Source organism: Nitrospirae bacterium YQR-1 (genome assembly GCA_039908095.1).
Taxonomy (GTDB): domain Bacteria; phylum Nitrospirota; class Thermodesulfovibrionia; order Thermodesulfovibrionales; family Magnetobacteriaceae; genus Magnetomonas.
In genome coordinates this window covers 1-13,070 of record JAMOBJ010000051.1, presented here as the reverse complement: position 1 = coordinate 13,070, position 13,070 = coordinate 1, and the positions used below count along the sequence as shown (strand labels likewise).

Here is a 13,070-nt window from a genome sequence, read left to right as displayed (position 1 = left end):
TTTCTACCCACTCCTTCGGTTAAGAGCCTTTTTTTTGCTTAACCTCTCGGGTGATTTCTTACTTCCTATTATCTCCTATTATTTCAACTTCTTTACTCGCTTTTCTCTCCTCTATATCGGATTTCGGGCTACGCATCCGTATTGGTTTTACTTTTCAATTTATGTTACTCTCAAACGTGCGCAATTAAAGAAAAGGCAGGGGATATGCACAAAAAATATGATATCACATTAAAAGAGTTGTTGAAGGACATTCCTACCAAGTTCCTTAAAATCATATCAGGTTTTGAGACTGGAAAATTTCTTGATACCCAATTAACAAATGTAAGTCTTCTGCTGCCGGACTTGTTAATAGAGTTGCCGGACTTAACGCTTCTACACATAGAAATTATGAGTAACCCTGAAAAAATGTTGAAGCGTATGTATGTTTATAATGCACTCATCTTCAATGATTTTGACAGATTGCCAAGGCAGATACTTCTATATGTCGGAGATAAACCGTTAAATATAGAAAATACGATGGGAGAGTATTCGTTTGAGATTATCAACATCAAAGACATCAACTGTGCGGAGCTGCTTGAAAGCAATAAGCCGGAAGATGTCGTTCTGGCGATATTATGTAAATCCGGCAATATGGATGTTACTATCACAAAAATATTGGAGAAATTATCTGTACTGCCGCTTAAAGAGAGAAAGGATTACATTTTGAAATTGTTCTATCTTTCAGATTTAAGGAAATTGTATAATAAGGTTAGACAGGAGGTGGAGAAAATGCCGATAACGATTGATTTAGCTGATAGTGATATTTATAAGGAAGGTGTGGAAAAGGGGTTGTTTGCTGGTGAACAGAAAGGTAAACGAGAAGGGTTGTCTGAGGGTAAAATGGCTGGGTTAATTGAGGGTATCGAATTAGGACTTGAACTCAAATATGGTTATGCCGGACTTGAGTTGATGAATATGGTAAAGGCTATAAATACTATAGATAAATTAGAGGAATTCAAGAACCTTATCAAGAAAGCCGGTTCGGTAGATGAGTTGCAGGGGTTTTTGGAAAAGAGTGTATAATCAGACCTTGTGTAGTGGGTTGTAAGAAATGGTTGCATCTCAGGACAATAATATGTTGTCTTCCATCATCTATCCTTTCTCACACCCACACAAAATATAATACCTTCAAGCAACTGATCCACATGTATTGGTTTTTTAAATTTGAACATCTGCCTTATGCTAAAGATGAATCTGAAATACAATTAAGCACTTGCCGTTTTCTCTCATAAGACGGGCCACACGGTTTTTCCCAATACATATATTATTTTTAACTCTCAATAGCTTTGTGAAAAACTCTTTGCGAATTTATCCAATTTGCAGTGTTTACTAATATATTTTTTAATTCATTTGAGTATCCAAATCGTTGTTGGTTGATATCTATGCTTCTAATAATATCACCATCATTATGTCTAAGGGTTGCTGCTTTCCAATCACATAACATTTCTATCAAGTCAATTAAGGTCATATCATGAATTCCATTTATAAAATGTTCAGGATGATGGCTGTTATGTTCATTATGATGCTTTATTGCTACAGACATTTCTCCCATATATTTTTTATATTTATCAGAGCCATATGTAGTATCTCTAAGTAATGGGGTATATTTTTCGAATTGTTCGGCTTCTGGTGATTCTAGTTTAGTTTTGTCGTGATGCTCTGATCTGTCTAATAGTTCACTAATAACTTTATTAAGATAGTTCCTTACCGTCTCGATGTGTCGGAGAGTTTTAAATTTGCTTTCACTCATTATTTACTCCTTAGTAGACAATTTTTTAAATTTTTTGTTATTCATTAAATACTTTTCGGGATTTTACTTATGGACTTTAGTAATGTATTTGTCTTTTCAAATATCTTTCAAAATTTTTTTAACAGCACTCTCCGTAAACTGGTACGGTTTAACCCGCTCCCCAACCGGCGCCGAAACGAACCCTACCTCTGTCAAAAGATATGCCGGTATCGTTACAGATACATGGGCTCGTGTTCTGCCCTCATCTCTGAGAAACAGTGGTCTTACCTCTATGTCGGATTTCCGGTCATCCCATAAAGTTGCATTTTATTGTCAAAAAACACTATTATTTATAATCATGAAAACGGCTGACTACACGGTTATGGTCTTTGGTAAGCGGTATGAGGTTATTTTACATCCTGATGTGGTTGGCTGAGAAAATGAGAATCCCCTTCGGCACAATATCGGTAACAGAGAAGTCTAAAGAGTTAATAAAAGAAATACTTGAAAAAAACAGGCTCTCAAGCGGTAAGTATGTCAGAGAGTTTGAAAATAAGTTTGCAGCTCTTACAGGCGTAAAAGAGAGTGTGGCTGTAAGCACCGGCACCGATGCTATCGCTCTGGCTCTTGCCGTGCTCTATGATTACGGTGCTCGGCGCGGCGATGAAGTCATTGTCCCCGCCCTGTCTTTTGTAGCCACCGCTAATGCCGTCCTTCAGGCCGGATTCACACCCGTCTTTGTTGACGTCCAGAAGGAAACTCTCAATATCGATACAAGCAAAATTCAGACCGCCGTCACTGACAAAACACGTGCTATCCTGCCCGTCCATCTCATGGGTAAGCCCGCCGAAATGGACACAATTAACAAAATCGCCAAAGACAACAACTTACTTGTAATTGAGGACGCCGCCGAGGCTCACGGCGCCGTCTATAAAGGTAAAAAGGCCGGCTCTATCGCCGATATGGGATGTTTCAGCCTCTATGTCGCTCACATCATCACCACCATCGAAGGCGGCATTGTCACCACCAATAACGAGGACTACGCCGAAATCCTCCGCTCACTCAGAAGCCACGGCAGAGCTTGTAAATGTAAATCCTGCGTGCTTAACACCGCATCTGCATTCTGCTCAAAAAGGTTCGAACACGGCGAGGATATCAGATTCTATTTCGAGCGTACAGGGTTTTCCTCAAAAATGAATGAACTTGAGGCCGCTGTCGGTATCGGAAATCTCGAAATCTACGACGATATCCTGACAAAAAGAAGGAAAAACCTCTACTACCTCATTAACGCACTCGAAAAATCCTTCTCCTCTCACCTCTACACTATTAAAAAAGAAGATTACGAGGAAATAGGCCCACACGCCCTCCCCATAATCATCAAACAAAACACTAACCTCTCCCGTCAACAACTAATCGGCTTCCTCGAGAAAAAAGAAATAGACACCCGCACTCTGTTTTCCTCCATGCCCACACAGTGCCCGGGCTATAACTACCTCGGATACAATACCGGCGATTTCCCAAACGCCGAATTCGTCGGACTAAACGGCATACACATCGGCGTACACCAGGATATCAACTCAGAGCACTGTGAATATATCGTTGATACCCTAAATGAATTCCTCTGTCAATATGCATAGAAGCAAAGGGAGGACGCCGCCCTCCCTTTGAATCCCGCCCGCAAGGGAGCTAGGCCCCCTTGACCCCTTTATTGCAATGTTGGGTTGGGGTAAGGTTGATACCAAGTTGCAGTCAGAAGTAAACGCAGGCGGCTGGGAGAAAGCGGCGCCTTCCCTCATAGGGGATTCCCCTTTAGGGGAGATGTTAAGGAGCTTTTGACAATGCCAACAAAGTTAGACGATTGAATGCAACTTGGTATGAGGTTGTAGCAGAATGATTGTGTGTGTGTGATAAAAGAATTTTTTAACCGGCGCCTGCGCCGCTTAAAAAGTTTCACTGCGCCTTTTAGGCGCAACTTAAAGAGTAAGGCTACAAATACACAAAGGAAAGCCCATAAAAGAACCGATTTTACTTCACATTTTCCCTCGACACTTACGCACTCTTTGTCAAAAACTCCTTCAATTCATCAACTGAATCTGCTTTTTTAATGAGGTTTTTGAAGGCTTCCAATTTGTCTATAGTATTTATACCCTTAACTATTTTCATTAACTCAAGACCTGCTAAGCCATATTTTAGTTCAAGCCCTAATTCAATGCCTTCAAGCAATCCATCACGCTTACCCTCAAGTAATCCTTTCCTTTCACCTTCAAGTAACCCTTCCAACTTACCTTCCCGCTTACCATTAAGTAAACCCACCTCAACACCATCCAAATAAAGTTCATCTTTTGTTATGTCTATAGTTACCGGCATTTTCTTAACCTCCCTTTTTACTGACTTTGTCAAACCCCTTAGCCTTGATAGGGTTAATAATTTTAGAATGTAGTCTTCTCTTTCATCAGGTGGTAATTCGTATAATTTTGCAAGAATTCCCTTTATGGTTCCATCAGCATCTTCTGTTTTACAAAGTATTGCCAAAATATTATCACCTGGATCATCACTCTCAAGCAACTCCCTGCAATCTATATTTCTGATATCTATTATCTTATAAGTGAAATGTAACCCTTTTGCTTTAATTTCGTTATTCATCTTCAGTTTTTCTGAGCCTACATATAAAACCACTTGGGTAACAGATTTCCTAAACTCGCAGAATATCAGATGATAATACTCCAGTTCTCTACAATCCATGTTGCCATCATTTTGCGCTTGCATCTCCATATGAAACAAAGTGTCATCTGGAAGCTCCACCAGCAAGTCGGGTTGCCTGTATCTAATATCGGGAAATTGTACGTCCAGGAATTTTGCCGTGTCAAATCCTGTTAATATCTTCATGAATTTTCGTGGCAACTCTTTCAAAATACTCTTCAGCGTAATATCATAATATTGTGGCACGTAAAACTCCTCTTTTAATCTGCTTCATTATAACATACTTGAACCCGAAATCTGATATAGAAAAACCTGTAGCCCGCTAAAAGTGGTTTTTGAGGAGAAATTTCAGATTACAGCAGACTCCCCTCATATGAAATTAACATGAGCTGGGGGGTGGAGGAGTTCCCACAGGTATGAGTTAACGGAGTCCATACGGCAGTTGAGGCGGCACTCATTGATATTGAGTTTGGTATTAACCATTTTGAGGACATTTTGCCGGCGTGGGCTTTGCCATATATCCTCAAATGAGTTTTGGGTGATGTTACCGTATAGGAAGCGGTCGTCATTGAGGTGTTCAAGGCAGCTCCAGAGGCCGCCTGCGGAGTCGATGTATGCCCAAAAGGGCAGAGCACAGCAGCGTTCGTAGGGTCTGTGGCCGGCGTCCCATTTTTTCATAGTATTGATCCGGAAGATGACACTGAAGTTTTCTGTACTGTATTTATTTAATTCATCGGCAAGGTGCAGGTAGTCTGTGTAATGGACGTCTTTGTACTTGTGGTGAGTGCTATGGGGGTGGTGTGAGTAGGGTTTAATAACGAGATAATCCATTCCGATGTTTTGCGCAATTTGAGCGAGTGTGACTGCTTCGTTGTGGTTTTCAGGCAGGCAGAGCATTTGCATTCCGAGTGTGCACTTGTAGTTGTTGTTGTTTTTTATTACGGCGGCGGCGGTCATATTATTGATAACCCTGTTGAAGTCGTCCTCTTTGGTGCGGTGGATTTTGGCATAAGTTTGTTTTGTGCCGGCGGCGATACTGACCTTTATCCACTCCATGTATTTAAGAGTTTTAGAGGCGACATCGGGGCTAAAGAGGACGCCGTTGGTTGTCAGGGCAACGTCAATGCCGGAGGTTTTCGTATGTGCTATGATTTCGGGCATGTTCTTGTGCAGCAACGGTTCACCCTCACCGGCGTAGTTTATGCTCTTAATGCCGAGGGTTGCCATTTCAGATATACGCTCTGTGAGGATAGCGGTGTTGATAAACTGGTTTTTGTAACCCATGAAGTCAAGGCCGCAGAAAGTGCATCTGTGGTTACAGGTACCGGAGGGGCTGATTTCAAGATATATGGGATATATGTCACCGTCTTTTAGCCAGTTGGAAACCCTCTCAACGTGGAAGATGAGTTTGTGGCTGTCTATCCGGTACTTATCCACAAGCACCGCCGCCCATTATAGTGTCCAAAATGAGGTGGCAGATGTGTTGGTGAACGAGCTCGACTATCCCGTAGATGTTTGATGGAACGTAGAAATTTATAACACCTTTTAAACGCAAGGGGTTTTCCTCCTTAAATCCTGAGAGAGTGATGACGGCACAGTTCTTTTTAACAGCCATGTCGGTGCCGTTTAGGATATTTTTAGAATTACCGGAGCTGCTTATGGCAAACAGAACATCTCCCTCATCGGCAAACATCTCAATGGGTTTTTCAAACACGTACTCGTAGCCGTAGTCGTTTGCTATGCAGGTAAGGAGAGATGAATCGTTAAAGGCCGTAGCTTTAATGCGGCCGTTTTTCCAGAAATCTATGGCCATATGAGAGGCAACGGCGGCGGAGCCGCCGTTGCCGATAAACATTACTTTGTTGCCCATGGAGTGTTGAGAAGCTATGAGTTCACAGGCTCTTACAACTGCCGGTATGAATTCTAAAGACGAAGAGTCATGAGATGTTACCTTGATGGAATCAAGGGCCGCCTTAAAATCATTGTGGCATTTTTGGGCTGTTTGAGTATTCATGTTTGTTTCAACCTGAGTTTATTGTAGCAAATTTTGAATAAAATCCAACAATTCGAATTTTTCGACAGGTTTTTTATTCCCGACAATGGCAACGGCGATGGCGCCTACGGCATTGCTGATAAAAGAGACTAGTTCCATCGGCATAGCGGCGGCAAAGCAAGGGGCGGCGTATGAAAAAAAGGCGTCCCCGGCCCCTATAACGTCAACCACATTTGTACCAAAAGCCGGTGTTATGTTGATAACTCCACCACTGTTGATACACAAAGAGCCTGCAGCCCCGGTTGTAATTATCAGGTGGTCGGTGTTGACTATTGTCATCAGCGCGGCGGCAACATCCCTGAAATCCTCATACTTCATTTGAGTAGCAAGGCGTGCCTCATATCCGTCAAGGCAAATAAAACTTGTGCGCCCATACTTTGTAATGAGGTTATATCCGGCGTTTGCTCCGTTTGTTTGGGTGTTGACGGCAAGAGTGCCGGCATTTTGTTCTATAAATCCTATTAATTGTTTTGTTACCAGCCCGTGGCCGAAATCAGAGACAAGCACAAGGTCGTAGTTTTTGATTATTGTTAATAAAAAGGCCTTTATAGTGTTTTCAAGTTCCTCATCAATAAATGTATCATTTATATAGTTGATTTCAAAAAGTTTTATCTGTTTATTATTAATATATCGTCTCTTTATGGTGGTGGTGGCATCGTCTCTGTAAAAAAAAGTGGGCTTTACGTTTGGCCGCAGACAGGTTCTGACAAAGTCCTCACGTGTTTGCCGGCGTCCCAGAATAGTTATAAGGTGCACGTTATCACAAATGCCTGAAACATGGTTGGCTATAGCAAAGGCGCCGCCGGCAAATACCTCCTCGTTGTTAAACCTGTTGACTATCACCTGTGACTTAGGCGATTTCCCCATTGTTTCGCAGTAGCAGTACTCATCCACTATGCCGTCACCTATTATCAGCACCTTGCAACCCTTGAGGGAATTTAACCTGTCTTTTATATAATCAAAGGGATAGATTTTAGAAAAATCCCTGAGGTATGCCTTTACATGCTCGGGGTAAACGTTACAATCCATGTTCCCTGCACCGGCGCTTAAAGTCGTTTGAAGTCACACGCATCGTATGGATTTTACCACTTTTCCTTTTTGTAACGCAATACGGGGCAGGCAGGCCCTGCAGGGCAAGCGGGTTTGCTTGTTTGATTTAGCCGATTGAGAAATAAATAAAATTATTTTGTGTTTTTCTTAGGCTATAATAAAATAGGTTTAGAAATTTACTTTTATTTTTTTATGAACAACACAGTAAAACAACCCGACTACTCAAAGGAGGTGGCAGAGATGACCGCAACAGTTAAAGGCAGATTTTTTCATGGAGAGCTTAAGCTTCTGGAAAAAATAGATTTTCCAGATGGTGAAGTTACTGTTACCATTAGCGAAATCCCTAACCCTGAAAAAGAAGCTGTTGAGTTAGATGATGATGCTTGGGAAAACGACCCTTTTTTCAAATTAGCCGGATTTATTGATAGTGGAGTAGGTGATTTAGCAAAAAACCATGATAAATATCTTTACGGCCTAGTAAAAAATAATAAATAATCTAAATTGATATGCCTACAATTTTTATTGATAGCAGTGCATTAGTAGCATTTTTTGATAGAGCGGATGAAATGCACTTAGAGGCTCTTTCTAAAATGGAAATTATTAAGAGAAACAAATTGAAACTGTTTTTAACCAATTTTATTTTTGATGATTCCTTTGACGAAGATTTTAAGCGAGCCGGATTTATGGATTTTAGCCAGCAGTACAAATAACTTTCCACCCTCATAATTTCCTTAATCTCACTCTCCGTGAAGTGGTTTTCTCTATCCAGTAGATAACACGATAATCACCGACCTGTAAGCGGTACTTTCCCTTGAACTTTCCCTCAAGCGGTTTTCCGGCCTCATGTGGATTTTCAGAAAGCTTGTTTAGAGTATTGAGAATTTCCACGGCTGTTTTAGTTTCAATCTGTTTCAGTTCCCTATATGCCCGCACATCCCATTTAACTTGATAAGCCATACTCTTTCAGAACATCCTCGTGAGAGATACTTTCGGAAAGAGAAGCAATCCGCATGTCGCTTAAATGCTCGTCGTACTTATCGAAATACTGTTTTAAGGCCTGCTGAACAATCCAACTTTTGCTTACCTGAAGTTCTTTGGCATAACCGTTGAGAGCGTCAAAAACAGTTTTATCCACCTTTGCCGAGATTATCACTTTACTTGCCTTCATAGTATTACATAGTAATATTTCTTAATACCGAAACACAAGCGCTTTACAGAGAACAGATTTTACAATTAGCCGTCATTGCGAACCCCCACAGGGGGTGTGGCAATCTCAGCCTTTAAAATTGCCAACGGAATTTTGCAAACCACTATAATCTTAATGAGCATAATATCTGCTGCCATCGTAAGTATGTTCGTATTAATATTTTAAAAGATGAGATTACCACGAAGCTAACGCTCCTCGTAATGACGAATAAAAAACGTTGGAGCAACAACCCCGTGCCTACCCCTTTAACTAACATCTTAAATACTCTCTTAGAGGGTTATACATTAATTCCTTTTAAAAGTGGTCTTGACAATGGGGGTCCCCTGTCTCTTTCACTTATCCTTCAGATATGTATTAATCAGCTTGGTGGAGGAAAACACGATTTCCTGAGTGAATCGTATCTCTGCCCCGATTTCTTTGACAACGTTGAATTCCCTCTGAATTTTACCAGTGCCGTCCTGAAGTTTTTCAAACTCCTGTCCTTTAACGTAAATGTCGGGTTTAAGTAATTTTAAGGTATCCTCAGCGGTGGGCCATTTGTTTATGGCTACAAAGTCAACACACTCCAGGGCGGCGATACTTTCCGCTCTCAGAGTCTGGTTAAATACCGGTCTGCCCTCCCCCTTGTCTATGTAAATATCCGGTGTAACGGTAACAACCAGCACATCACCCATTTGTTTGGCTGCCTGAAAGTGCTTAATATGTCCGGGGTGCATAAGATCAAAACAGCCGTGGCAGTGCACTACTTTCATGCCGGCAGCTTTCAATTCCCTGAGTCTGCCTGAGAGCTCATCGAGTTGTGTTATCTTGTTTTCCATAGCTGCTCAAACTCATCTTGTCAGAAAATGTCTTTCATTTTTAACCCGCCCCCGCCAGTAATCTAATAAATCCGCCATAGTTTTTTCAAACGGAATTTCAGGTTCCCAGCCGGTGTGTTTTTTAAACTTGCCGGTATCCGGTACCTGAAGGTCGGCATCAAGGGGGCGAAGGCGCACCGGTTCCGTCTCAACCCGGATTATATCCCTTGCCGTGGAAATTGAAATAAGGTGTTTTAACATATCGGCTACTGAACACGAAAAGTTCCCGCCGATGTTGTAGTACTCTCCCGGGGTTGGATTAACCGTTACCAGCAGGTAGTATGCCGCCACGGCATCCCGCACGTCAGACCACGTGCGCAGAGAGTCAAGATTGCCTGTCTTAACCACAGGGGGAATAAGCCCCTGCTCTATCATGGCTATTTGCTTGGCAAATGTTGATTCGGCAAAGACATCACCGCGCCTGGGGCCTGTGTGGGTAAACATTCTGGTAACCATGATTTTCTGCCCGTACGCCTCGGCATGAAATCTGCCGATTAAATCCGTCCCCACTTTCGATATTGCATATGGAGAGGAGGGATGAAATGAGCACTCCTCATTTATAGGGAGTTTTTCCCTGGGCACCCTTCCAAATACCTCTGAAGACGAGCAGACATGAATAACGGGCTCAATCCCAGGGGCCCGCCGCAGTGCCTCAAGTAATCGCTCCGTTCCAATTATGTTGGTATCGAGGGTTTGCACCGGGGATGTGAAACTGGTTGAGGGGTAACTCTGCGCTGCAAGGTGAAAAACATAATCGGGACGGCACTGCTCTACGGCGTTTTGAAGTGATATGTAATCGCAGAGATCACCATAGATAAAAAACACCCGGTCCTTTCTGTTGGCTCTGTCCACAAGGTGTGAGACGTTGTCCATAGGACTGCGCCACCGGCACATCCCATAGATGTCCCAATCCGTATTCCGGCAGAGATAATCAGCCATGTGGGAGCCGACCATTCCGGTTATTCCAGTAATTAAAGCTCTCATCTCGCCTCCTTAACAGAGCTCATACCAAATTGCATTCAATCGTCTAACTTCGTTGGCTTCGTCAAAAGCTCCTCAACGTCTCCCCAAAGGGGAATCCCCTATGAGGGGAGGCGTCGCTTTCTCCTTGCCGCCTCGTTATACTTCTGACCGCAACTTGGTATTATTCATTGTAATGAAAACTCCGTATGAAAGGCAACTGTAATGCCACCCATCGGATTTCGGACTTGATTTTCACGGAGCGTTATTGCTACAATTAAATAGCCGGTGTTAGCTTTAAAGACTGTAAAAAGATGATAAATTCAAATAAATGATAATAACACGGACGCCGTTTAGAATATCTTTCTTTGGCGGAGGAACCGACTATCCGGGCTGGTACAGAGAGCATGGCGGCAAAGTGCTTAATACCACAATTAACCGCTACTGCCACATATACTGCCGGTATCTGCCGCCGTTTTTTGATTACAAATATCTGCTGAGATATTACCTGCGAGAGGAAGCCAAAACCATCTCCGAAATAAAACATGACTCCATCAGGGAGTGTTTGAATAAGGTAAACTTAAGTGGTGGGATAGAGTTGGTGCATACCGGAGATGTGCCGGCACAGTCAGGGATAGGCTCCAGTTCATCATTTACGGTAGGGCTTCTGCACGCACTGTATGCCTTAAAAGGTGAGATGGTTACCAAGCGTCAGCTGGCCCTGCGTGCTATAGATGTGGAACAGAACCAGATCGGTGAAAACGTGGGTTCACAAGACCAGGTGGCGGCCTCATTCGGCGGTTTCAATAAAATAGAGTTCGGGGGAGAACGTGAATTTTTCGTTACCCCCATTACAATTACATCAAATAAGTTAATATTTTTTCAGGACAGTCTTATGTTTTTTTTCACCGGACTGTCCAGAAACTCAACCGATATCGCAAAAGAGCTTATAAAAAAAACCCCTGAAAAGAAAGTGGAATTAGGGGTTATGTCTGAGATGGTGGATGAGGCGGTAAACATTCTCAACGGCCCGATAGAAAATTATGCCGATTTTGGGAAGCTTTTAAACGAGACATGGAAGCTAAAACGCAGCCTCACTTCCAACATATCCAACAGCAGGATAGATGAAATCTACGAGGCGGCAACGGCCTCCGGGGCCCTTGGCGGTAAACTTTGCGGAGCAGGCGGCGGCGGTTTTCTTTTTTTCTTTGTCCCGCAGGAAAAACAAGCCGCTGTAAGAGATAGGTTAAAAAATCTCCTCTATGTCCCTATTCGCTTTGAAACCCTTGGAACACACATTGTTTTATACTCCACTCAGGATATTGTCTTTTAGCGGCGTTGAACACTGATGTTGTAATCCTCTGCGGAGGTATCGGCAGCCGTCTTACCCCCCTGATTGCCGATCGCCCCAAGCCCATGGCAGATATTAACGGTGAGCCTTTTCTTAATATCCTCATCAACCACTACAAGAGTTTCGGCATAAAACGTTTTATACTGTGCACAGGGCACATGTCCGGTTTTATAGAAAACTACTACGCCCTGAATAATCCCGCAGCCGAGATTGTCATATCAAAAGAGGACACTCCACTGGGCACCGCCGGTGCCGTCAAAAACGCAGAACCTCTCATCAACACAAACTCCTTTTTCGTAATCAACGGCGACTCCTTCTGCAATGTCAACCTCGCCGGCTTCCACTCCTTCCACATCCGCACATCCGCCTCAGCCTCTATGGTACTGACCACCGCCGCCACAAAAGACCCTCAATCCTGCGGCAGCGTTATCACTGACAACTCACAGAAAATCACCGGCTTTATCGAAAAAACCACCGCTTATAAAACCCCCCTCATTAACGCCGGAATTTATATCTTCAATAAATCCATCCTGTCACTAATACCTCCAGCCATAAAAATGTCCCTCGAATACGACCTGTTCCCAAAAATCGTAAACTCCGGATTCTACGGCTATACCACCAACAAAACCCTCTTCGATATCGGAACCCCAGATAAATACTATATCGCTGTGAAAGAATTAAAACAATCTACACGGTAAGGCCGGGTTGCAGTCAAAAGCAAACACAGGCGGACGGGAGAAGGGGATGTAATGCCCCCTTACAACCTACACCCCAAACATGTTTCTTAACTCATCAACAGAAGCTGCTTTTTTAATATAGTCTTTAGCCTGTTCCAGCTTCTCTAAGTTGTCAATGTGGTCTATCATGTTAATCAGAGGCATTCCGTCTATGCCGAATTTGAGTTCAATAGCTAACTGGATTCCCTCCTGAAGTCCTTTGATTAGCCCCTTTTCCATCCCTCTTTCTATCCCCTTTTCCATCCCTCTTTCTATCCCCTCTTCACGTCCTCTCTCTATGCCCTTCTCTATGCCCTTCTCTATGCCCTTCTCTATGCCTTTTTCCATTCCTTGCCTGTACCTGACATCACGTTCTATATCATATACCAATGCCATTTCGTTTACCTC

Annotated in this window: 16 protein-coding genes; 6 read left to right on the top strand and 10 right to left on the bottom strand. The window is 42.8% G+C overall.

The window, feature by feature from the left end; translation table 11 throughout:
• The first annotated feature begins 204 nt into the window (after positions 1–204).
• A complete protein-coding gene (locus H7844_15430) occupies positions 205–1,062 on the top strand; it encodes a hypothetical protein (GenBank protein ID MEO5358671.1) in 858 nt (285 codons plus the stop codon).
• A 247-nt stretch (positions 1,063–1,309) separates the two neighbouring features.
• On the opposite strand, the gene H7844_15425 is transcribed toward H7844_15430, so the two are convergent.
• Entirely contained in the window at positions 1,310–1,789 is a 480-nt protein-coding gene (locus H7844_15425) for a DUF5662 family protein (GenBank protein ID MEO5358670.1), read from the bottom strand.
• An 82-nt stretch (positions 1,790–1,871) separates the two neighbouring features.
• On the opposite strand from H7844_15425, the gene H7844_15420 reads away from it, so the two are divergent.
• Both H7844_15420 and H7844_15415 read left to right on the top strand, forming a co-directional pair.
• Positions 1,872–2,204, top strand: coding sequence for a hypothetical protein (locus H7844_15420; GenBank protein ID MEO5358669.1), 333 nt, complete (start codon positions 1,872–1,874; stop codon positions 2,202–2,204).
• The gene (locus H7844_15415) at positions 2,170–3,405 is read left to right on the top strand and encodes a DegT/DnrJ/EryC1/StrS family aminotransferase (protein ID MEO5358668.1); all 1,236 of its coding nucleotides are present in this window, start codon (positions 2,170–2,172) and stop codon (positions 3,403–3,405) included. The genes H7844_15420 and H7844_15415 overlap by 35 nt, the downstream gene beginning before the upstream one ends.
• Before the next feature lie 412 nt (positions 3,406–3,817).
• Here H7844_15415 and H7844_15410 read toward each other — a convergent pair whose 3' ends face one another.
• The 4 genes from H7844_15410 to H7844_15395 all read right to left on the bottom strand — a co-directional run bounded on the left by H7844_15410 (position 3,818) and on the right by H7844_15395 (position 7,550).
• Positions 3,818–4,714, bottom strand: a complete 897-nt coding sequence (locus tag H7844_15410; GenBank protein MEO5358667.1) for a Yae1 family protein — start codon at positions 4,712–4,714, stop codon at positions 3,818–3,820.
• A gap of 123 nt (positions 4,715–4,837) precedes the next feature.
• Entirely contained in the window at positions 4,838–5,905 is a 1,068-nt protein-coding gene (locus tag H7844_15405; protein MEO5358666.1) for a radical SAM protein, read from the bottom strand.
• Complete coding sequence (locus H7844_15400; protein MEO5358665.1) at positions 5,898–6,482, bottom strand: SIS domain-containing protein; 585 nt, start codon at positions 6,480–6,482, stop codon at positions 5,898–5,900. The genes H7844_15405 and H7844_15400 overlap by 8 nt, the downstream gene beginning before the upstream one ends.
• A gap of 18 nt (positions 6,483–6,500) precedes the next feature.
• A complete protein-coding gene (locus H7844_15395; GenBank protein MEO5358664.1) occupies positions 6,501–7,550 on the bottom strand; it encodes a bifunctional ADP-heptose synthase in 1,050 nt (349 codons plus the stop codon).
• A 261-nt stretch (positions 7,551–7,811) separates the two neighbouring features.
• Between H7844_15395 and H7844_15390 the strand changes: the two genes are divergently transcribed.
• A complete protein-coding gene (locus H7844_15390; protein MEO5358663.1) occupies positions 7,812–8,066 on the top strand; it encodes a hypothetical protein in 255 nt (84 codons plus the stop codon).
• 225 nt (positions 8,067–8,291) lie between these two features.
• Here the strand turns inward: H7844_15390 and H7844_15385 are convergent, their stop codons facing one another.
• The 4 genes from H7844_15385 to H7844_15370 all read right to left on the bottom strand — a co-directional run bounded on the left by H7844_15385 (position 8,292) and on the right by H7844_15370 (position 10,619).
• Entirely contained in the window at positions 8,292–8,528 is a 237-nt protein-coding gene (locus H7844_15385) for a type II toxin-antitoxin system mRNA interferase toxin, RelE/StbE family (protein MEO5358662.1), read from the bottom strand.
• Complete coding sequence (locus H7844_15380; GenBank protein ID MEO5358661.1) at positions 8,512–8,724, bottom strand: ribbon-helix-helix domain-containing protein; 213 nt, start codon at positions 8,722–8,724, stop codon at positions 8,512–8,514. The genes H7844_15385 and H7844_15380 overlap by 17 nt, the downstream gene beginning before the upstream one ends.
• Positions 8,725–9,110: 386 nt before the next feature.
• Positions 9,111–9,596, bottom strand: coding sequence for an adenylyltransferase/cytidyltransferase family protein (locus tag H7844_15375; GenBank protein MEO5358660.1), 486 nt, complete (start codon positions 9,594–9,596; stop codon positions 9,111–9,113).
• 12 nt (positions 9,597–9,608) lie between these two features.
• Complete coding sequence (locus H7844_15370) at positions 9,609–10,619, bottom strand: GDP-mannose 4,6-dehydratase (protein MEO5358659.1); 1,011 nt, start codon at positions 10,617–10,619, stop codon at positions 9,609–9,611.
• 307 nt (positions 10,620–10,926) lie between these two features.
• Between H7844_15370 and H7844_15365 the strand changes: the two genes are divergently transcribed.
• Together H7844_15365 and H7844_15360 are read left to right on the top strand one after the other, a co-directional pair.
• Positions 10,927–11,928, top strand: a complete 1,002-nt coding sequence (locus H7844_15365) for a kinase (GenBank protein MEO5358658.1) — start codon at positions 10,927–10,929, stop codon at positions 11,926–11,928.
• Positions 11,929–11,933: 5 nt separating this feature from the next.
• Positions 11,934–12,644: a sugar phosphate nucleotidyltransferase gene (locus tag H7844_15360; GenBank protein ID MEO5358657.1), complete on the top strand. Its 711-nt coding sequence runs from the start codon at positions 11,934–11,936 to the stop codon at positions 12,642–12,644.
• Positions 12,645–12,710: 66 nt separating this feature from the next.
• Here the strand turns inward: H7844_15360 and H7844_15355 are convergent.
• Positions 12,711–13,070, bottom strand: a 360-nt coding sequence (locus H7844_15355; protein ID MEO5358656.1) for a hypothetical protein, incomplete at its 5' end; no start/stop codon positions are given.